Origin of the sequence: Wenzhouxiangella marina (assembly GCF_001187785.1) — a bacterium.
GTDB classification, from domain to species: Bacteria; Pseudomonadota; Gammaproteobacteria; order Xanthomonadales; family Wenzhouxiangellaceae; genus Wenzhouxiangella; species Wenzhouxiangella marina.
In genome coordinates, this window is sequence record NZ_CP012154.1 from 2,328,917 (window position 1) to 2,350,006 (window position 21,090).

18 protein-coding genes are annotated in these 21,090 nt (G+C 65.7%); 12 read left to right on the forward strand and 6 right to left on the reverse strand.

Features of this window, described 5'->3' with window-relative positions; translation table 11 throughout:
- Positions 1–7 precede the first annotated feature (7 nt).
- The 8 genes from WM2015_RS09895 (at position 8) to WM2015_RS09930 (ending at position 8,493) form a co-directional block, all read left to right on the forward strand.
- Entirely contained in the window at positions 8–382 is a 375-nt protein-coding gene (locus WM2015_RS09895) for a GntR family transcriptional regulator (protein WP_049725891.1), read from the forward strand.
- On the forward strand, positions 379–1,260 hold the full coding sequence (locus tag WM2015_RS09900) for an ABC transporter ATP-binding protein (protein ID WP_049725892.1): 882 nt from the start codon (positions 379–381) through the stop codon (positions 1,258–1,260). Before WM2015_RS09895 ends, WM2015_RS09900 begins: the two co-directional genes overlap by 4 nt.
- Entirely contained in the window at positions 1,257–2,210 is a 954-nt protein-coding gene (locus tag WM2015_RS09905) for a hypothetical protein (protein ID WP_049725893.1), read from the forward strand. The genes WM2015_RS09900 and WM2015_RS09905 overlap by 4 nt, the downstream gene beginning before the upstream one ends.
- 106 nt (positions 2,211–2,316) lie before the next feature.
- The gene (locus WM2015_RS09910; protein ID WP_049725894.1) at positions 2,317–3,072 is read left to right on the forward strand and encodes an EAL domain-containing protein; all 756 of its coding nucleotides are present in this window, start codon (positions 2,317–2,319) and stop codon (positions 3,070–3,072) included.
- 94 nt (positions 3,073–3,166) lie between these two features.
- A complete protein-coding gene (locus tag WM2015_RS09915; protein WP_049725895.1) occupies positions 3,167–4,777 on the forward strand; it encodes an amidohydrolase family protein in 1,611 nt (536 codons plus the stop codon).
- Positions 4,777–6,282 carry an amidohydrolase gene (locus WM2015_RS09920; RefSeq protein WP_049725896.1) on the forward strand — a complete coding sequence of 502 codons (1,506 nt, stop codon included), beginning with the start codon at positions 4,777–4,779 and terminating at the stop codon, positions 6,280–6,282. Before WM2015_RS09915 ends, WM2015_RS09920 begins: the two co-directional genes overlap by 1 nt.
- Positions 6,272–7,546: an amidohydrolase family protein gene (locus WM2015_RS09925; RefSeq protein WP_049725897.1), complete on the forward strand. Its 1,275-nt coding sequence runs from the start codon at positions 6,272–6,274 to the stop codon at positions 7,544–7,546. Before WM2015_RS09920 ends, WM2015_RS09925 begins: the two co-directional genes overlap by 11 nt.
- Before the next feature lie 23 nt (positions 7,547–7,569).
- Positions 7,570–8,493 (forward strand): 2-hydroxyacid dehydrogenase, encoded by a 924-nt coding sequence (locus WM2015_RS09930; protein ID WP_049725898.1) that lies wholly within the window; start codon positions 7,570–7,572, stop codon positions 8,491–8,493.
- Here the strand turns inward: WM2015_RS09930 and WM2015_RS09935 are convergent.
- Positions 8,487–9,614 carry a phospholipase D-like domain-containing protein gene (locus WM2015_RS09935; RefSeq protein ID WP_169751145.1) on the reverse strand — a complete coding sequence of 376 codons (1,128 nt, stop codon included), beginning with the start codon at positions 9,612–9,614 and terminating at the stop codon, positions 8,487–8,489. The two genes, WM2015_RS09930 and WM2015_RS09935, sit on opposite strands and share 7 nt — an antisense overlap.
- A 179-nt stretch (positions 9,615–9,793) precedes the next feature.
- On the opposite strand from WM2015_RS09935, the gene WM2015_RS09940 reads away from it, so the two are divergent.
- Positions 9,794–10,906: an S-(hydroxymethyl)glutathione dehydrogenase/class III alcohol dehydrogenase gene (locus WM2015_RS09940; protein ID WP_049725900.1), complete on the forward strand. Its 1,113-nt coding sequence runs from the start codon at positions 9,794–9,796 to the stop codon at positions 10,904–10,906.
- Positions 10,907–10,914: 8 nt separating this feature from the next.
- A complete protein-coding gene (gene fghA / locus WM2015_RS09945; protein WP_049727049.1) occupies positions 10,915–11,763 on the forward strand; it encodes an S-formylglutathione hydrolase in 849 nt (282 codons plus the stop codon).
- A 9-nt stretch (positions 11,764–11,772) separates the two neighbouring features.
- Here fghA and uvrB read toward each other — a convergent pair whose 3' ends face one another.
- A complete protein-coding gene (uvrB, locus tag WM2015_RS09950; protein ID WP_049725901.1) occupies positions 11,773–13,788 on the reverse strand; it encodes an excinuclease ABC subunit UvrB in 2,016 nt (671 codons plus the stop codon).
- A gap of 65 nt (positions 13,789–13,853) precedes the next feature.
- Here uvrB and WM2015_RS09955 point away from each other — a divergent pair, with 65 nt between their 5' ends.
- Complete coding sequence (locus WM2015_RS09955; RefSeq protein WP_049725902.1) at positions 13,854–15,038, forward strand: pyridoxal phosphate-dependent aminotransferase; 1,185 nt, start codon at positions 13,854–13,856, stop codon at positions 15,036–15,038.
- A 13-nt stretch (positions 15,039–15,051) separates the two neighbouring features.
- Here WM2015_RS09955 and WM2015_RS09960 read toward each other — a convergent pair whose 3' ends face one another.
- The 4 genes from WM2015_RS09960 to sucC form a co-directional block, all read right to left on the reverse strand.
- Positions 15,052–15,399: a hypothetical protein gene (locus WM2015_RS09960; protein ID WP_049725903.1), complete on the reverse strand. Its 348-nt coding sequence runs from the start codon at positions 15,397–15,399 to the stop codon at positions 15,052–15,054.
- A 67-nt stretch (positions 15,400–15,466) separates the two neighbouring features.
- A complete protein-coding gene (locus tag WM2015_RS09965) occupies positions 15,467–17,098 on the reverse strand; it encodes an NAD+ synthase (RefSeq protein ID WP_049725904.1) in 1,632 nt (543 codons plus the stop codon).
- An 82-nt stretch (positions 17,099–17,180) separates the two neighbouring features.
- The gene (sucD, locus tag WM2015_RS09970; protein ID WP_049725905.1) at positions 17,181–18,053 is read right to left on the reverse strand and encodes a succinate--CoA ligase subunit alpha; all 873 of its coding nucleotides are present in this window, start codon (positions 18,051–18,053) and stop codon (positions 17,181–17,183) included.
- Positions 18,054–18,064: 11 nt separating this feature from the next.
- On the reverse strand, positions 18,065–19,228 hold the full coding sequence (sucC, locus tag WM2015_RS09975) for an ADP-forming succinate--CoA ligase subunit beta (protein ID WP_049725906.1): 1,164 nt from the start codon (positions 19,226–19,228) through the stop codon (positions 18,065–18,067).
- Between the two features lie 213 nt (positions 19,229–19,441).
- On the opposite strand from sucC, the gene WM2015_RS09980 reads away from it, so the two are divergent.
- On the forward strand, positions 19,442–21,088 hold the full coding sequence (locus tag WM2015_RS09980; RefSeq protein ID WP_049725907.1) for a two-component system sensor histidine kinase NtrB: 1,647 nt from the start codon (positions 19,442–19,444) through the stop codon (positions 21,086–21,088).
- Positions 21,089–21,090: the final 2 nt, after the last annotated feature.

The window sequence follows — 21,090 nt, forward strand, 5'->3', positions numbered from 1 at the left end:
CTCGTCGATGAGCGCGCACTGGGACGACAACCAGCCGATCTACTGGCAGCTGCGGGAAAAGACCGTGGCTGCCATTCTGGACGGCACCCTGCCCGAGGGCCAGCCCCTGCCGTCGGTTCGCCAGGTCGCCGTCGACTTCCAGATCAACCCCCTGACCGTCTCCAAGGCCTACCAGTCCCTGGTCGACGATCAGCTGGTCGACAAGCGGCGTGGCGTGGGCATGTTCGTCCGCGAGGGTGCGCGCGAACAACTGCTCGCCACCGAGCGCGAGAAATTCCTGACCGAAGAGTGGCCGCGACTGGCCGCAAGAATCGAACAACTGGGCCTGAGCCTGCATGACTTGATCGAGGCACCTGCGAAGAGGGACGAAAAGGCATCATGACTTCCACCATTCGAGCACGAAACCTGAGCCGAAGCTTCGGCAAGACACGCGCGCTGGACGGCATCGACCTGGACATTCCGTCTGGCCGCATCGTGGGCCTGATCGGCCCCAACGGCGCCGGCAAGACGACGGCCCTCAAGGCCATCCTGGGGCTGGGCCGCTACGACGGCGAGCTGGAGGTGCTGGGACTGGACCCCTCGCACTCCCGCGACCGCCTGATGCAGGACGTCTGCTTCATCGCCGACGTCGCGGTGCTGCCTCGCTGGGCCCGCGTGAAGCACATCATCCAGCTGACCGAGGATCTGCATCCGCGCTTCTCCCGCGAGCGCTGCATGTATTACCTGAACAACACCAAGATCAAGATGGATGCCAAGGTCAAGGCCCTCTCCAAGGGCATGGTCGTGCAGCTCCATCTGGCCCTGGTCATGGCCATCGACGCCAAACTCCTCGTCCTCGACGAACCGACGCTGGGCCTCGACATCCTGTTCCGCAAGCGCTTCTACTCGAACCTCCTGAACGAGTATTTCGATGAAGAGCGCACGATCGTGATCACCACCCACCAGGTGGAAGAAGTCGAGCACATCCTGACGGACCTGATCTTCATCAAGGACGGCAAGCTGGTCCTCAACAGCACCATGGACGATATCCACGAGCGCTACACGGAAGTGATGGTGAAGGCCGACCGGGTCGACGAGGCCCGCCAGCTCGGCCCCCTGCATGAACGCGTCCTGTTCGGACGCCATATCCTGCTCTTCGACCGCGCAGACAGTGTTCGGCTGAGAGAGTTGGGGGAAATCCACAAGCCCAGCGTGGCCGACCTCTTCGTGGCCCTGATGGGCGATGAAGAAGGCGCTTGGGGCCAGGAGGACGCGGCATGAACTCGCATACGGTCAAAACCCTCTGGGCCCTGATGCGCCGTGAGCTCTGGGAAAGCCCGGTCGCTTTCAAATGGACCCCCCTGGCAGTCGGCGGTTTCATCGTCTTCCTGGCGGTATTCACGCTGATCGTCGGCTCACGCCTGGATGCCGATCTGGCGTTTACCATCGACGCACTGCGGCTGTTCGCCGAACGCGACGCCGCAGAGCAACGGCTGGCCGTGACGGGCGCCCTGTTTTCGGTGTCGACCCTGTTCTTCCAGCTGATGCTGCTGGTGATCCTTTTCTATCTGTCCGGCTGCCTGTACGACGACCGGCGCGACCGCTCGATCCTGTTCTGGAAATCGCTGCCGGTCTCGGACGGCTTGACGGTCACCTCGAAGATCCTGACCGCCTGCCTGCTGGTGCCGGCCATGTTCCTGGCCGCGATCATCCTGACGCACCTGCTGCTGTTGATCATGGCCAGCGTCTTCGGCCTGTTCGCCGGCGTCAACCCCTTCACGACCTTCTGGCTGCCGGCCAGCCTGCCGCGACTGTGGACCGTGATGGCCCTGGGGCTGATCGTGCAGGCCCTGTGGCTGCTGCCGATCTACGCCTGGCTGGCCTTCTGCTCTTCCTGGGCGCCGCGCCTGCCGATCCTGATCGCCTTCGGCATCCCGGCCGGCGTCGCCCTGATCCAGCACAGCTGGTCCCTGGCTACGAGTTTCAGCCTGCCGGGAAGCAACTTCGGGCTGATGATCCTCAAGCGCCTCGGCAGCGGCGTGCTGCCCGGCAACATCAACATCAGCTTCGACGGCAAGCAGCAGGACATCGAGTTCAACGAAGAGTTGTTCATGAGCTTCGGCAACCTGCTGACCCACCTGGCCAAACCGGAGATGTGGATCGGGCTCGTCGTTGCCGCGGCCCTGCTCTTCGCCGCCATCTGGTTCCGACGGCGCGCCACGGACAACTGAGGCACTCCCAGCGCCGGGGCGGCTCGCTTTCCTCGAGCCGCCCCAGGCGCTACTATCCACGCTGGGCCCGACCCGGGTCGACTGGCAAAAGGGCAAGGGGAGCTTCATGAACGACGCGACCGGCAAGACCGTCAACTTCGACATCTACGATCGCCTGCGCCGCTACGATCAACTGCTGGGCGGCGATGTCGATTTCGCCTTCCAGACCATCATCGATGCGCAGGAATTCGAGGTCGTGGGCTTCGAGGCCCTGGTCCGAGGCATCCACAAGGAACCGGCGGCCCAGATCCTAAGCCGCATCGGTCATGCGGAGCGCTTCGATTTCGATCAGGCCTGTCGGGTTCGCGCCATCCAGGCCGCCGCGGAGTTCGGCATCGACGCCGATCTGCACCTCAACGCCGCGTCGATCAAGCCCGGCAACGTCGATGAAGTGGTCGAGGTCACGCGACACCTCACGCGAAGGCACAAGGTCGAGCCGGAACGCATCGTCTTCGAATTGAGCAATCTCGATGCCATCGGTTCAGCGGAGGCGCTCGAACGGGTCCACGATGCCTTGAGCGGCGCGGGCTTCCGCACCCTCGCCGACAATTTCGGCCAACGCGATGCCGATCTACGACCGCTGGCGATCTTCAGACCCGACATGATCAAGCTCGATCACCGCCTGGTCGAGCACATCCACGAACGCCGAACAGCGCAGGCCACGGCCATGGCGGCGATCGCCTTCTGCCGCAGCCTGGGCATCGAGCCGATGGCCATGGGCGTCGAGTCCGCCGACGAGTTCCGCTGGCTGCAGACCGCCGGCATCCGCTTCTACCAGGGCTATTTCTTCGCCCAACCGGGCATGAACAGCGATTCGGACTGAGCCCGGTACCAAGAACATGACTTCTGGCCGGTGAGCCTTCACGGCAGGTCCATTAAAGTAACGGCGCCGTAAACGATTTTCCGGGAGAATCCCCTTGCGCCTGCTCTTTTTTGCCCTGCTGTGCTGCAGCTCAGCGCTGGCCACCGATCTTCGCCAGCCAAGCCCGGACACCCACGCCCTGGTCGGCGTGCGTGTCATCACCGAACCGGGCCGCGTGCTCGAATCCGCCACCCTGGTGATCCGGGATGGGGTGATCGAGGCCGTCGGTCCCGACATCGAACCCCCACCCGACGCTCGAATCCACGAGTTCGAACGCCAGGAGGGACAAGCCCCGATCACCGTCTATCCCGGCCTGATCGAGAGCTATCTGCCGGTCTCCGTCGAGGAAGAAGACTCTGAGTCGGATGAAGAGACCCCGCCGGCGGGCCGTCACCCGCTGATTCGCGCCGACCAGCGGCTGTCGGCCGCCGAATGGCCGCAGGACCAGCTGGCCGCCCTGCGCGAGGCCGGCTTCACCAGCGCCCTGCTCGCCCCTGGCAACGGACTGCTCCGAGGCAGCGGACTGATCGCCAATCTCGGCGAAGGCGAGCTGAGCCACAACCTGTTGCAGCCCAGCTTCGCGCAGTTCGCGAGCTTTGCCGAGCAGCAGCGCGGCCGGGGCTTTCCCAACTCCCTGATGGGCTCGGTGGCCCTGGTTCGCCAGACCCTGGACGACGCGCGCTGGCAGCGCCAGGCGCGTGCTGCCTGGCAGCGGAATCCGGCCCAGACGCGCCCGGACTGGCTGGAGGGCCTGGATGCCCTCGCACCCGCCCTGGCCGGTGAAACGCCGATGGTCTTCGTCGCCGGCGACATGCCGGACAGCCTGCGAATCCTCGAATTCACCGCCGATCGCGAATTCGACCTGGTGCTGGTCGGCCACGGCCAGGAATACCAGCGACCCGGCGGCCTGATCGAACGCGGGGTGCGCCACATCCTGCCGCTGAATTTCCCGGACGCCCCGGACGTCAAGGACGCGAGCGATCGCAACGTCTCCCTCGAAGAGCTTCGCCATTGGCAGGCCGCGCCCGGCAATCCGGCGCGCCTCATCGAGGCCGGCCTGCCGGTCAGCTTCACCACCCACGGCCTGAGCCAGCCGAAAGAGCTGTTCGCCGCCCTGAACAAGGCCATCGAGGCCGGCCTGGATGCCGACCGCGCCCTGGCGGCACTGACCACCGAACCGGCCGCCTGGCTCGGTCTGGCCGATCGCGCCGGCCGCATCGCCGAGGGCTACATGGCCAATCTGATCCTCGTCGAGGGCGATCTGCTCGTCGAAGCCCCCAGCATCCGCTCGGTATGGATCGACGGCATCGAGCACGTCCTGGCCGCCTTCGAGCCCCCGACCGTCGATCCCGCCGGCACCTGGAGCCTGACCCTGGGGCTCGGCAGCATGGGCGATGTCGAAGCCGGCATGGTGCTGAGCGGCCCACCCAGTGGCATGAGCGGCAGCCTGAACGTGATGGGCTCGGATTCGCCCTTCTCCGACGTTCGTGTCAGCGGGGACGAGGTGATCGCCTCGATGGACGCCAGCCGCTTCGGCGGCAGCGGCACGATCACGATCCGCATCACCATCGACGGTGACCGGGCCCGAGGCAATGGCAACGGGCCCTATGGAGAATTCACCGTGCGCGGCCAGCGCACCGGCATCCCGGACGAGGAGATCCTGTGATGATCAGACAAGCGATACTGAGCGCCGCCGTCGCCCTGTTCGGCCTCTGGAGTGGCCTGAGCCACGCGCAGTGGACGCCGGACATCGAGGCCTGGAACAGCCCGCAGCCCGAGCAGGTCGACGCCGTGGTCTTCCGCAACGCCACGGTCTGGACCGCGGACGAGGCCGGCGTGCTGGAGAACACCGACCTGCTGGTGCGCAACGGTCGCATCGAAGCGATCGGCAGCGAACTGCGTGCACCCCGAGACGCGATGGAGATCGACGCCACGGGCATGCATCTCACCCCCGGCATCATCGATGCACACTCGCATTCGGCGATCCTCGGCGGGGTCAACGAGGCCTCACGGATCAGCACCGCCGACGTGCGCATCCGCGACGTGATCGACCCTGAATCGATCAACATCTACCGCCAGCTGGCCGGTGGCGTGACCGCCATCAACCTCCTGCACGGCTCGGCCAATGCGATCGGCGGCCAGATGGCCGTGATCAAGATGCGCTGGGGCGCGGAACCGGATGAACTGGTCATCGATACCGCACCGCCGGGGATCAAGTTCGCACTCGGCGAGAACCCCAAGCAGAGCAACTGGAGCAATGACACGCCCCGCTATCCGCGCACGCGTCAGGGCGTGGCCCAGATCATCCGCGAGAAGTTCCAGCAGGCCGCCGACTACCAGCGTGCCATGGACGATGCACCGCGAGGCCGGGCCGCCCGAGATCGCGTCCCGCCCCGCCCCGATCACGAGCTGGAGGCCATCGCCGAGATCATCAATGGCGAGCGAGACGTCCACTCCCACGCCTACCGGGCCGACGAAATGCTCGCCCTGATGCGGATCGCCGAGGACTTCGACTTCACGATCCGCACCTTCCAGCACGTCCTGGAGGGCTACAAGATCGCACCCCAGATGGCCGAACACGGGGTCGGTGGCTCGACCTTCATCGACTGGTGGGCCTTCAAGTACGAGGCGCGGGACGCCATCGCCTTCAACCCGGCACTGATGAACGAATCCGGTGTACTGACCGGCCTGCACTCCGACGATTCCGAGCTGGCCCGTCGGATGAACCTGGAAGCCGCCAAGGCGGTGCGTTACGGCGGGGTCGACGAACACGAGGCCCTGATGATGATCACCGCCAACCCCGCCCGTCAGCTGGGCATCGGCGATCGGACCGGCCGGCTGGCCGAAGGCCTCGACGCCGATCTGGTGCTCTGGAACGGCCATCCCCTGTCGGTCTACTCGCGCGTGGAGCAGACCTGGGTCGATGGGCGCCGATACTTCGACCGTGAAGCCGATCAGCGCATGCGCGAGGCCCTGGCGGCCGAACGCGAACAGCTGATGGCCCTGGTCCTGGCCGAAGGTGAAGCGAGCGACAGCGACGAAGGCGCCTCGACCGACGCTGACGACGCCCCGGAGTTGCTTGCGCAACACCCGGCGCACGCCAGCTACCTGACCGGCTACCGCCCCTCCGAACTTGCCTACGATGAATTCTGCCATGCTCATGAACACTAAGATCCAGGCCACCCTGGCCGCGACCCTGCTCGCCAGCACGCTGCTCGCCGCTCCGGCGAGCGCCGAGGTGCTGGCCCTGACCGGCGCCACCGTTCATCCGGTCTCCAGCGACCCCATCCCCGACGGCACGGTGCTGATCGAAGATGGGCGCATCACCGCCGTGGGCAGCGATATCGTGGCGCCACCCGGGGCCCGCATCATCGACCTCGACGGTCTGCATCTCTACCCCGGTTTCGTCCATCCGGCCAGCCAGCTGGGCCTGCGTGAGATCAACAGCGTGGCCGGCACCATCGACACCGCCGAAATGGGATCGGTCAACGCCGCCCTGCGCGCCGAAGTGGCCTTCAATCACGACTCGATGCTGCTACCGGCCAGCGTCGCCGGCGGCATCCTGAGTGCCCACGTGGTGCCCGGTGGCGGTCTGATCCAGGGCAGCTCGGCAGTGCTCGAGCTCGACGGCTGGAGCTGGGAGGAAATGGTCCTCAAGGCCCCGGTGGGAATGCACATGGAGTTCCCGCCGGCGGCGGTCGATGACGAGAACAACGAAGACCTGGCTCGCATCGAGCAGGTGCTCGATCAGGCCCGTCATCACCTTCGCGCCAGCGAAGCGGCTCGTGCCGGAACGGCACCGGCGCCGATGCGCAACGATCAGCTCGAGGCCCTGGCGCCCCTGCTGCGCGGCGAACAGCCGCTGTTCATCCGGGCCAACCGCTACGATGTGATCGAGAAGGCGCTGGACTGGGCCCAGGATCAGGGCTTCGAAGACCTGGTGCTCATGACCAGCCCCGACGTGCAGTACCTGGCCGAGCGCCTGGCACGGGACGGCATCCCGGTGATCCTGCAGAACGTCTACGCCCTGCCCAGCCGCCGCTGGGAGCCCTATGACATGGCCTTCGTCGCGGCGGCTCGCCTCGCCGAGGCCGGCGTGCAGTTCGCGATCTCCGACGATGGCAACGATGCGGCCAATGCCCGCAACCTGCCCTTCCAGGCCGGCACGGCCGCCGCGCATGGGCTGGACAAGCTCTCGGCCCTTCGCAGCGTGACCCTGTGGCCAGCGCAGATCCTCGGCCTCGGCGATGAACTCGGCTCGATCGAAGTCGGCAAGCGCGCCAGCCTGTTTGCCGCCTCCGGCGATCCCCTCGAGCCGATGACCCGGATCGAACGGGTCTGGATCGCCGGCGCGGAATACGATCTGATGCGCGATCCAGGACGCCGCGCCTACGAACGCTACCGCGAGCGCAACCGGCAGGCCCAGGGACGCTGAGCCGGCGCGCTCCGGACCGGCGCATGGCCATCCTGCTCCTGGCGCCAGGGCGCGATTGCAGCGACATCATCGAGGCCGCCCGCGGCCTCGACCCCTCCATCGAGCTTCGTTGCTGGCCCGACATCGGTGACCCGTCGGAGATCGACTTCGCCGTGACCTGGCGACACCCTGCCGGCAGCCTGGCACATCTGCCCGCACTCAAAGCCGTCAGTTCGCTCGGCGCCGGCGCCGAGCAGCTGCTCTCCGATCCAGACCTTCCTTCGCGGCTGCCCATCGGGCGCCTCGCCGGGCCGGAACTGGCCCGTGACATGGCCTTCTGGCTGGTTGCCTGGATCAGCCACTGCTGGCAGGGCCTGGAGCAGATCCGCAAGCAGCAGGCCGCCCGAGAGTGGCTTCCCGTGGCGCCGGAACGCCCGCCGACGGTCGGCCTGCTCGGCATGGGCTGCATGGGTCAAGCGGCCGCCCGCGCCCTGCAGGGCCTGGGCGCGGATGTCCGGGGCTGGAGCCTCAGCGGTCGCGGCCCGGACGGGGTGTCGATGCACCACGGTCAGAGCGGTCTGGCCACGCTCGCCGGCCAGGTCGACTTCCTGGTCTGCCTGCTACCGTTGACGCCGGCGACGCGCGGCCTGCTCGACCGTCACCTGTTCGCTCGGATGCGCCCGGACGCCGTCCTGATCAATGCCGGTCGCGGCGAGCATCTGGTCGAAGCCGACCTGCTCGAGGGTCTGGATCGGGGGCGTCCCGGACTGGCCGTTCTCGATGTCTTCGAGCAGGAGCCGCTGCCTCCGGACCATCCGTTCTGGGCGCATCCTTCGATTCGCATCAGCCCGCACTGCGCGGCGCTCAGCCGGCCGCGCGAAGTGGCCGAGCTGATGCTCGAAAGCTATCGACGCGTCCAGCGTGGCGAGGCACCGCTCGGCCTGGTGGATCGGGAGCGTGCTTACTGAGCCTGACGGCTCCAGAGCCAGCGCGCCACGAGGGGATCGACTCGTGCGAGCAGAAAATAGGCGACGTGCTGGCGCAGGCGCCGCCAGATGCCCTGCCGAGCCTTCCAGCCCCTCGCGTCGATGGTTTCGGCCCTTTCGGCCATGGCATCGACCAGGCCGTGGGCCTGCTGCACAAGGCGGGGCTCACTCAATCGCAGCAGCAGTTCGTAGTCGATGTGCAGGCTGCGCGTATTGAAATTCGCCGAGCCCACGTAGACGTGACGGTCGGCGATGACCAGCTTGGAATGCAGGATCTGCGGCTGGTATTCCAGAATCTCGACGCCGGCCTCCAGCAAGCGGGAATACAGAGCACGGCTGGCGTGCAGGGCCAGCTGGACATCGCTCCTGGCCGGCAACAGCAGTCGGACCCGCCCGCCCTGTCTGGCTCGCTGCACGAGGCGTCGCCGCAGGCGCCAGGGGGGCAGGAAGTAGGGGCTGACCACGGTGATCGACCGGGCCCGCGACAGATCGTCCATCAGGGACGCCTTGAGCGGGTTCGGCCCGCGCCCCGGCCCGCCCAGCAACAGATGGCCATGACCGGTCATCTTCACCCGCCGCTCGTGGGCCACGCGCAGGCGGGCCAGGCGCGGAGGCGGTTCGCTGGCCAGCTGGTACATCCGATCGAAGGCCATGGCCAGGGCATCGACCAGGGGACCGCTCAGGGCGAGCCCCAGGTCCGCCCAGCCGTGCTCGACGCCATCGCCGTCGTACTCGTCACCGATGTTGAAACCTCCGACGATCGCGCGCTCGCGATCGCAGACCAGCAGCTTGCGGTGATTACGGAAGACCAGGCGACCGGCCTTGAGCGGATTGAAGCGGCGAACCTTGCCCCCGGCCGCCTCGAGGCCATCGAAGAATCCGGCCGGCAGTCGTACTGACCCCAAGGCATCGACCAGCAGGTGCACGCGCAGGCCGCGCTCGGCGGCCTCGATCAGGGCGGAACGCATCCGTCGACCACAATCGTCGTCGTTGAAGATGTAGGTCTGGAGCTTGACGCTGTAGGACGCCTGCTCGATCTCGGCACGCATCGCGGCCAGGCCGGAAGCCCCGCTCGGTAGCCAGTGCGCCTTGAGCGACTTCATTTGCTGCGCCGTTGCCAGCCGGACGTCCCTTCCCCACATCGAGGAAGATCGGCCCGCGCCCCGTTCGTATGAACCCCGAGTGTGAACAAAATCGCGCTCGCTGACAACGCCGCCTCGATCACCACGGCCCCTGCGTTAGACTGCCGCCATCGCATGATTCCCCACGGAGTACCCGTTCAATGAAATCGATTGCTGCCGTCGCCTTCGAGGCGAATCGCCCGCTCGAACTGACCGAAGTCGACGTCGCCGGTCCCCGCGCAGGCGAGGTCCTGGTCGAGATCGTCGCCACCAGCGTCTGCCACACCGATGCCTACACCCTCTCCGGCGCGGACCCGGAGGGCCTGTTCCCTTCGATCCTGGGCCATGAAGGCGCGGGCATCGTCCGCGAAGTCGGCGCCGGTGTGACCAGCGTGGAGCCCGGCGATCACGTCATCCCCCTCTACACGGCCGAATGCGGCACGTGCAAGTTCTGCACCTCGGGCAAGACCAATCTCTGCCAGGCGGTCCGCGCCACCCAGGGTCAGGGCCTGATGCCCGACGGCAGCTCGCGCTTCTCGCACAACGGAAAGACCCTCTACCACTACATGGGCACCTCCACCTTCAGCCAGTTCACCGTGCTGCCCGAGATCTCCCTGGCCAGGGTCTCGTCCTCGGCGCCGCTGGACAAGATCTGCCTGCTCGGCTGCGGGGTCACGACCGGCATCGGCGCCGTCCTGAACACGGCCAAGGTCGAGGCCGGCAGCACCGTCGCGGTGTTCGGGCTCGGCGCCATCGGCCTGGCGGTGATCCAGGGCGCGGTCATGGCCGGCGCCGAACGGATCATCGCCATCGACATCAATCCCGACAAGTTCGAGCTGGCCCGACAGTTCGGCGCCACCGACGTCGTCAATCCGAAGGACTACGAGGACCCGATCCAGCAGGTGATCGTGGACCTGACCGACGGCGGCGTGGACTACAGCTTCGAGTGCATCGGCAACGTCCAGGTCATGCGCGCCGCCCTCGAGTGCTGCCACAAGGGCTGGGGCGAGTCGGTGATCATCGGCGTCGCCGGTGCCGGCGAGGAGATTTCGACCCGCCCGTTCCAGCTGGTGACCGGGCGCGTCTGGCGCGGTTCGGCCTTCGGCGGCGTCAAGGGCCGCAGCGAACTGCCGGACTACGTTCAACGCTACATGGACGGCAAGCTCAAGATCGACGAGTTCGTGACCCACGAGATGCCCTTCGAAAGGATCAACGAGGCCTTCGATCTGCTCCATGCCGGCCAGTCCATCCGCACCGTCCTGCACTACAAGTGAGCCTGGCCATGAGCGAGTCCCTGCGTGAACTGTCCGCCCAGCGAAGCTTCGGCGGCTGGCATCGCCGCTACGGCCATCGATCCGGGACCCTGGACTGCGACATGGAACTGGCGGTCTACCTGCCGCCGGCGGCCGAGCACGGTCCCGTCCCGGCCTTGTGGTGGCTATCCGGCCTGACCTGCACGGACGAGAACTTCATGCAGAAGGCCGGGGCCCACCGCCTGGCCGCCGAACTGGGACTGGCCATCGTCTGCCCCGACACGAGTCCCCGGGGCACCGATCTTCCGGGCGAGCACGACAGCTGGGACTTCGGCTCGGGCGCCGGCTTCTATGTGAACGCCAGCCGCGAGCCCTGGTCCGCGCATTACCGCATGTTCGACTACGTGACCCGGGAGCTGCCCTCCCTGCTCGAAGCCGCCCTGCCCCTGAACGGCGTGCGTTCGATCAGCGGGCACTCCATGGGCGGTCACGGCGCCCTGATCTGTGCGCTCAAGCGACCCGAACTGTACCGTTCCGTGTCGGCCTTCGCGCCGATCGCGAACCCGAGTGCCTGCCCCTGGGGCGATAAGGCCTTCAGCGCTTACCTGGGCGAGGACCGCGAGACCTGGAAGGCATGGGATGCCTGCGAGCTGATCCGCTCGCAGGGCTGCGACTTCGCGCTACTGGTCGATCAGGGCGACGCGGACAATTTCCTGCACGACGGCCAGCTCCGGCCCGAAGCCCTGGAAGCCGCCTGCGAGGACGCGCGGGTGGAGCTGACGCTGCGACGCCAGCCCGGCTACGATCACAGCTATTTCTTCATCGCCAGCTTCATCGACGAACACCTGCGCTTCCATGGGCGCCAGCTGAGCCGCTGATCCCGCGGCTCAGTCCTCCACCCCCAGGCCCTGGTTGCGCAGCTGGTGAATCTGGTCGCGCAGCCGGGCCGCCTCCTCGAACTCGAGGTTTTCGGCGGCCTTGAACATCGCCTTCTCCAAATCGGCGATGCTCCTGGCCGCTTCACCGGGGCTGATCGCTTCGGCGCCGTAGGCACCCCGCTTGTCCGCCGCCTTCCGGCCCGACTTCTTCTTGCCCGGGACCTGATGGGCATCGGCCATGATGTCGGCGATGTTCTTGCGGATCGTCTGCGGCGTGATGCCGTGTTCCTCGTTGTGGGCGATCTGCTTGGCCCGTCGGCGCTCGGTCTCCTCGATCGCCCGGCGCATCGACTCGGTCACGTGGTCGGCATAGAGAATCGCCTTGCCGCGCTCATTGCGGGCCGCTCGACCGATGGTCTGGATCAGTGAGCCCTCCGAGCGCAGGAAGCCTTCCTTGTCGGCGTCCAGGATCGCCACCAGGGACACCTCGGGCAGGTCCAGGCCTTCGCGCAGCAGGTTGATGCCGACGAGCACGTCGAAGGTCCCCAGGCGCAGATCGCGGATGATCTCGACCCGCTCGACGGTGTCGACGTCGGAGTGCAGATAGCGCACCCGGACGTCGTGCTCGGACAGGTACTCGGTCAGGTTCTCGGCCATGCGCTTGGTCAGGGTCGTGACCAGGACCCGATCGCCATCGCCGACGCGTTCGCGGATCTCGGAGAGCAGATCGTCGACCTGCGTGTCGACGGGACGAACCTCGACCTCGGGGTCGATCAGACCGGTCGGCCTGACCACCTGCTCGGCCACGACGGGCGAGCGTTCGAGCTCCCAGCTGCGTGGTGTGGCCGAGACCAGAATCATCTGCGGCGCCCGGGCCTCGAACTCCTCGAACTTGAGGGGCCGGTTGTCCAGCGCCGAAGGCAGGCGGAACCCGTATTCGACCAGCGTCTCCTTGCGCGCGCGATCGCCCCGGTACATGCCGCCGATCTGCGGGATCGTGACGTGCGACTCGTCGGCGATCAGGATGGCGTTGCTGGGCAGGTAGTCGAACAGGGTCGGCGGCGGATCACCCGGCTGGCGCCCGGTCAGGTGACGAGAGTAGTTCTCGATGCCCTGGCAATAGCCCAGTTCCATCATCATCTCGATATCGAACTGGGTGCGCTGCTTGATGCGCTGGGCTTCGAGCAGCTTGCCGGCCCCTTCGAGCTGGGCCAGGCGCTCCTTCAGCTCGGCCTTGATCGCCTCGATCGCATCCAGCACGACCTGGCGCGGGGTGACGTAGTGGGTCTTCGGAAACACCGTCAGCTCGTCGACCTTGCCGTGCAGCTCACCGGTCAGCGGATCGAAATGGCTGATCCGCTCGATCTCGTCATCGAAGAGCTCGACCCGGACCGCTTCCATCTCCGAATCGCCCGGAAACAGATCGATCAGCTCGCCCCGCACTCGATAGGTACCTCGACGGAGCTCGAAGTCGTTGCGCGAGTACTGCATCTCCGCCAGGCGACGCAGGATCTCGCGCTGGCTGATCCGCTCCCCGACCTTCAGCGGCAAGGTCATCTTCAGAAAGGAACTGGGGTCCCCCAGGCCGTAGATGGCCGAGACCGTGGCCACGATCACCGCATCGGGACGCTCGAGCAGGGCCTTGGTGGCCGACAGGCGCATCTGCTCGATGTGCTCGTTGATCGAAGCATCCTTCTCGATGAAGGTATCGGTCGAAGGCACATAGGCCTCGGGCTGGTAGTAGTCGTAGTAGGAAACGAAGTACTCGACGGCATTGTCGGGGAAGAAGGACTTGAACTCTCCGTAGAGCTGGGCCGCCAGGGTCTTGTTCGGTGCCATGACGAGCGCCGGTCGCTGGACCCGCTCGATCACGTTGGCCATGGTGAAGGTCTTGCCCGAACCGGTCACGCCGAGCAGGGTCTGGTGGGAGTTCCCCGCGTTCAGGGAATCGACCAGGGCCTGGATCGCGGTCGGCTGATCACCGGCCGGTTCGTAGCTGGAGGCCATGCGAAATCGTCGAGTCATACTATAATTATCGGGCAGGGCTGCGGGCGGAATGCCCATCCTATCCTCGATCAGGGAGAGTCATCGTGAGCATCCGTTTTTCGTCGCGCGTCGCACAGGTCAAACCGTCGGCCACCATCGCCATGAGCATGAAGGCCGCCGAGCTGCGCGCCCAGGGCCGGGACATACTGTCCCTGAGCATGGGTGAGCCTGACTTCGACACGCCGGAGCACGTTCGCGAGGCCGCCATCCGGGCCATCAGGGAAGGCCAGACACGCTACACGGCCGTCGACGGCACGCCTGCACTGAAGCAGGCCGTGATCGCCAAGCTTGCCCGTGACAATGGACTCGAGTATCAGGCGTCGGAAATCCTGGTCTCCTGCGGCGCCAAGCAGTCGATCTACAACCTGCTCCAGGCCCTGCTCGACGAAGGCGATGAAGTGCTGATCCCGGCGCCCTACTGGGTCTCCTACCCGGACATGGTCCGCCTGGCCGGCGCCGCACCGGTGATCCTCAACACCACGGACAAGACCGATTACCGGATCACTCCGGCTCAGCTGGCCTCGGCGATCACCGAGCAGACCCGCCTGTTGATCTTCAACTCTCCGAGCAATCCGACCGGTCGCGCCTATTCACGCAAGCAACTCTCGGAACTGGCCGAGGTGCTGCTCGAACATCCCCGCCTGATGATCTGTTCCGACGACATCTACGAGCACATCTGGTGGGCCGATTCGCCGTTCACGAGCCTCGGCCAGGTCGCCCCGGCCCTGAAGGACCGTCTGGTCGTCATCAACGGGGTGTCCAAGGCCTATGCCATGACCGGCTGGCGCATCGGCTACGCCGCAGGACCCGCCGAGCTGATCCGGGAAATGCGCAAGATCCAGGGCCAGAGCACCTCCAACCCCTGCTCCATCGCCCAGGCCGCCGCCACGGCCGCACTGAACGGCGACCAGGCCTGCGTGAGCGAGATGTGCCAGGAATTCAAGCGTCGCCACGACTGGCTCGTGCCCTCCCTCGACCGTCTGCCCGGCGTGCGCTGCACCCCCGGGCAAGGTTCGTTCTACGCCTTTGCCGATTTCCAGGAGGCGATCGAGACCCTGGGCCTCGACGACGATCTGGCGCTGGCGGAAATGCTGCTGGAAAAAGCCGGCGTCGCCACGGTGCCCGGTACCGCTTTCGGCGCGCCAGGGCATCTTCGTCTCAGCTTCGCCTGCGATCTGGACACGCTGAAGGACGCCGTGCGGCGGATCGGCAGCGCCCTGCAAGGCTGAAGGAAGCCGCCGGCTACTCGCCCGGGAAGGTCATCTCGAAGGGGCGGCGGACGGCCGCGACCTGCTCGAAGCGCAGCAGCAGGGTCAGACCCAGTCGATCGACGCGGGCCAGGAATTCCCGATTCGCGTCGGGCGGCGTGTCGACGAAACCGTACTGCCCATCGAGCAAGCGACGCAGCTGGTCCCAGGCCGAGCGAACATCGGCGTTGTTTCCATCCAGTCGCACCAGCACCGGCACGTTTCGCCCCGGCTCGAGCCAGACGCTCAGACCCGCATCCACGCGCGGATCATCGAAGGCCTGCGTCGACCTTGCGAAAGAGAGAAGAAAAACCAGGAAAATCAGAATAATACGGCTGGGCATCGATCCGTGGCGAGCAATGGAAACCTGGCCCACATGCTGCCGTGCAGGCATGACATGCCCGTGACGCTCAGCTGCCGATCCCGCTGTCCCGCCAGCCCGAGGTGATCGGATAGCGCCGATCCCGTCCGAAGGCCTTGCGCGTGATTCGAGGTCCCGGCGCGCCCTGGCGACGCTTGTACTCCGCGGCCAGCACCATGCCGGCCACTCGACGAACGATCTTCTCCTCGATGCCCAATGCCACGATGTCGGCGATCGGACGATCTTCTTCGACGTAGGCCGTGATGATCCGATCGAGCACCTCGTAGGGAGGCAGGCTGTCCTGGTCGGTCTGGTCAGGCCTGAGTTCGGCCGAGGGGGGGCGATCGATGATGCCCTGAGGAATGGCCGGAGATTGCCCGTTGCGCCAGTTCGACAGCTCGTAGACCAGCTGCTTCAGGCAATCCTTGATCGGGCTGAAGCCGCCGCACATGTCGCCATAGATGGTCGAATACCCGGTGGCCAGTTCGCTCTTGTTGGACGTCGCCAGCGGCAGGTGACCGAACTTGTTCGACAGGGCCATGACGATGTTGCCCCTGGCCCGGGCCTGCAGATTCTCTTCGGTGAAATTCTCGGGCCGTCCATCGAAGACCTCGGCCAGCTGCTTGAGCATGGCCTGGTAGATGGGCTCGATCGAGATGTTGTCGTAGTGAATCCCCAGCAGGTCGATCTGCTCGGTCGCCAGGATCAGGGATAGCTCGGAAGTGTGACGGGACGGCATCATCACGCCCAGCACCCGATCCGGCCCGAGGGCATCGGCCGCGATGGCAGCAGTCAGACTGGAGTCGATTCCACCGGACAGGCCGAAGACCACCGACTCGAACTTGTTCTTGAGCACGTAATCGCGCAGGCCACGCTGGAGCACGCGATAGATGACCGGCAGGTCCTCGGTCTCGCCCTTCGGCCAGTTCACCTCGTCGATCGCACCGCTGGCGGGATCGTAGCCGACCACCAGCAGGGACTCTTCGCACAGGGGTGCCGGTGCGCTCAGTCGGCCGTTTCCGTCGATGTAGAGGGAATGTCCGTCGAAGACCAGCTCGTCCTGGCCGCCCACGCAGTTGAGGTAGATCAGCGGCAGCCCGGTTTCCGCATGGCGGTCACGCAACACCTGCGATCGGTCTTCGTGCTTGTTCCGATAGTAGGGCGACGCATTCGCCGAGACGATCAGCTGGGCGCCCGCCGCTCTTGCCGCCCTGCATGCCTCCGGCGTCCAGGTGTCTTCGCAGATGATGATCCCGACGCGCACACCGGCGACCTCGATGACCAGCGGCTGATCCCCGGGAAGGAAATAGCGGCGTTCATCGAAGACCGCGTAGTTCGGCAGATCCCACTTGTCGTAGCTGCCGAGCACCCGACCGTCGCGCAGCCAGGACATGGAGTTGTACCGGCCCTCGCCTACCCCGCTGCGCGGGTGGCCGACGAGCACGTCGATGCCCTGGACCGCCCGGGTGATCTCGGCCAGCAGGGCTTCGGTCCGGCGCATGAAGCCAGGACGCAGCACCAGGTCCTCCGGCGGGTAGCCGGTCAGCGCGAGTTCGGGGAAGACGATCAGATCCGCACCGTGTTCGTCGCGAGCGCGGGCGATCGATTCGAGGATACGATCCCGATTGCCGGTGATGTGTCCGACCAGGAAGTCATCCTGGGCCAAGGCGATCTTGAGCATGTCGGGAATCGTCGATTGACCGGCGGAAGCCCGGTTCGGACGGCGATTTCCTCGCCCTCCGAACCGGACCTCCTGGCCGGAATTACTTCAGGCGTTCGGCGATTGCTGCACCGAGTTCCACCGGCGAGCGGACCGTGGTCACGCCCGCTTCATCCAGAGCGGCGTACTTGGCTTCGGCCGTGCCCTTGCCACCGGAGATGATCGCGCCGGCATGACCCATGCGCTTGCCCGGAGGCGCGGTGACGCCGGCGATGTAGCCGACCACCGGCTTGGTGACGTGGTCGGCGATGAACTCCGCCGCGTCCTCTTCGGCCGAACCACCGATCTCACCGACCATGATGATGCCTTCGGTTTCCGGGTCCTCCTGGAACAGGCTCAGGCAGTCGACGAAGTTCATGCCGTTGATCGGATCTCCGCCGATGCCGATGCAGGTCGACTGGCCCAGGCCCGCCTGGGTGGTCTGGAAGACGGCTTCGTAGGTCAGGGTGCCGGAACGCGACACGATGCCGACCTTGCCGGGCTTGTGGATCTTGCCGGGCATGATGCCGATCTTGCACTCGCCCGGCGTGATGATGCCCGGGCAGTTCGGACCGATCAGGGTCACGTCTTCATAGTGGGCCAGCGCGGCCTTGACGCGCATCATGTCCAGCACCGGAATGCCCTCGGTGATGCAGACGATGACGCGAACGCCCGCATCGGCGGCTTCCAGGATGGCGTCGGCCGCGAAGGGCGGCGGCACGAAGATCATCGATGCATCGGCACCGGTTTCCTCGACCGCTCGATCGACCGTGTCGAAGACCGGCAGACCGAGGTGTTCCTGGCCGCCCTTGCCCGGGGTCACGCCGCCGACCAGGCGGGTGCCGTAGGCGATGGCCTGTTCGGAATGAAAGGTGCCCTGGGCGCCGGTGAAGCCCTGGGTAATGACTTTGGTCTTGCTGTTGACTAGTACACTCATTGCAGATTCCTTCAGGCCGCTGCCGCTTCCACGGCCTTGCGTGCGCCGTCGTTGAGATCGTCGGCCGGAATGATGGCGAAACCGCTATCGGCCAGCATCTTCTTGCCCTGGTCGACATTGGTGCCTTCCAGACGCACCACGACCGGCACCTTGACGTCGATGTCCTTGACCGCGTTGATGATGCCCTCGGCGATCAGATCGCAGCGGACGATGCCACCGAAGATATTGACCAGAATGGCCTTGACCTTGTCGTCGGACAGAATCAGCTTGAAGGCCTCCTTGACGCGCTCGGCATTGGTGCCACCGCCGACATCCAGGAAGTTGGCCGGCTCGCCACCGGCCAGCTTGACCACGTCCATGGTCGCCATGGCCAGGCCGGCGCCGTTGACCATGCAGGCGATATTGCCGTCCAGGGTCACGTAGTTCAGTTCGTGCTTGCTGGCGGCCAGTTCGGTCGGATCTTCCTGCGACTCGTCGCGCATCGCTTCCAGATCCGGATGGCGAAACAGGGCGTTGTCATCGGCGTTGAGCTTGGCATCGAGGGCGCTCAGATCGCCCTTGTCGTCGATGATCAGCGGGTTGACCTCGATCAGACTGATGTCCTTTTCCATGAACAGCTTGTACAGACCGTCCATGATCTTGGTCAGCTGCCGGACCTGCTTGGCGTTCAGGCCCATGCCGAAGCCGATCTGGCGAGCCTGGTAGGGCATGAAGCCCGCTGCCGTGTCGACCACGGCGGTGATGATCTTCTCGGGAGTTTCGCTGGCCACCTGCTCGATGTCCACGCCACCGGCGGCCGAACCCATGAACACCACCGAGCGATGCGCACGGTCGACCAGGGCGCCGAGATACAGTTCCTGCTTGATATCCGTGGCTTCGGCGATCAGGACGCTGTTGACCGGCAGCGCCAGGCCGGCGGTCTGGTAGGTTTCGATCGACATGCCCAGCATGCGTTCGGCCTCGGCTCGAACCTCGTCGAGGCTGTTGGCCAGCTTGACACCGCCAGCCTTGCCGCGTCCACCGGCATGCACCTGGGCCTTGACGACCCACTGGCTGCCGCCGACTTTCTCGGCCGCGGCCACCGCTTCATCGGCCGTGGTCGCCACTTCACCCTTGGGCACGGGAATGCCGTACTGGGCGAACAGGTCCTTGGCCTGGTACTCATGAAAATTCATTCGCTAGAATCCTTGGTGTTGTTTCGACGCGATCCGGGCGTTCGGATCGCAGAAAAACGGGCTGAATACGGCCTCGCGGAGCGCCGCAAACCGCGTATTCTGGTACAGACGACGGGAATTATCAAACCCGAAAATGTGGCTATACTCTAGCCATCGAGGGTCAACGCAGCGGCCAGGCTGCTTTCCCCGGCCCAGGCTCAACTGGAGGCGAACTTGAAATCCCGAACTTCGCTGGTCGCAGACGAGGATATCGTTCGCCGCGCGCTCTACTATCTCAATGGATTCCGCATCATCCTGGCTCCGATCATCCTGGTCGTGGCCCTGTCGCCCCTGGCCGAGCAACTCACCCCCGGCTACAAGTTCTTCCTGCTCAAGTCCGCGGCCCTGACCTACGTCGGCGCCGCGATTCTGTTCCTGCTGGTGCACCTGCGCAGGACCACCAGTCCGGCGGAGTTGAGTTCCTTTTCCCTGGCCACGGATCTGATCATCATCTCGACGGTGCTGCATTGCTTCGGCGGCATCGAGAGCGGCCTGGTCATCCTGCTACTGTTCTACATCGGCATCGCGGGCTTGCTGCTGAGCCTCCGCACGGCCTTGTTCTTCGCCAGCCTTGTCGCTCTGGGCCTGCTGATCGATGCGGTGATTGCCGCGCGGGTCATGCCCGCCGCAACGGTGGCCGTCCCCGCCGCCCTCTACGGAATCGCGGCCATGGTGACCGCGCTGGGCTGCTCCCTGTTGGGTCGCTGGGGTCGCGAATACCAGCTGCTGGCCGAGCGCCGCGGCGTCGATATGGCCAACCTCGAGCAGGTCAACGAGCTGATCATCCACCGGATGCGATCCGGCGTCCTGGTCGTGGATGCCGCGGGCAAGATCCGGCAGATCAACGAGGCCGCCTGGTACCTGCTGGGGAATCCCCCGGTCAGCGAACGCAATCTGAAGGTCATCGCTCCGGCACTCGCCGAACGGCTCGAGCGTTGGCGCAAGACAGGAAAGACCGAGGACGAAGGCCTGCTCCTGCAGGCTACACAGGTGGCCGTGGTCCCCCGCATGCTGAGCATGCCCGGGGTCAATAGCGAGGCGACGCTGATCTTTCTCGAGGACACCTCGGTGGTCAGCCGACGGGCCCGCGACCTGGCCCAGGCTTCCCTGGCTCGGCTTTCGGCATCGATCGCCCATGAAATCCGAAACCCGCTCGGGGCGCTCAGCCATGCCGCCCAGTTGCTGGGCGAAAGCGACTCACTGAGCCCCCCGGATCAGAAGCTGGTCAAGATGATTCTCAACCATGCCGCACGCATGAACGACATCGTCGAGAACGTATTGAAGCTGTCGCGCCGGGAGCGGGCGCGGGTCGAGGCCGTCAACCTGGTCAGCTGGGCCCGCCGACTGGCCAACGAGTTTCGTCGCTATCACAAGCTGCCGGAAGATCAGATCAAGCTGGAGTTGCCCTCGGCGGGCATCATGGTGCTGATCGATCCAGGTCAGCTGACCCAGGCCGTCTGGAACCTGATGGAGAATGCGCTCAAGCACGCACGCATCGACGAGAATCGTCCGCCGGTGATCACGCTTCGGGTCAGTCCGATTCGCGGACATCGTGAACTCGCCTTGGATATCATAGACGACGGCCCCGGCATCCCGCTGGAGAAGCGGTCTCAGGTCTTCGAACCCTTCTTCACCACGCACAAGCAGGGATCGGGCCTCGGGCTCTACCTGGCTCGCCAGCTCTGCGATGCCAACCAGGCGCCGCTTGAATACGTACAGGTCCCCAACACCGGCGCCTGTTTCCGTATTCTGCTGCGCAGACCGGAGGCTTCGGACGGGACGCCAGAGATGGTCGACCAACGACAGGCAGCCGCCCGATGACG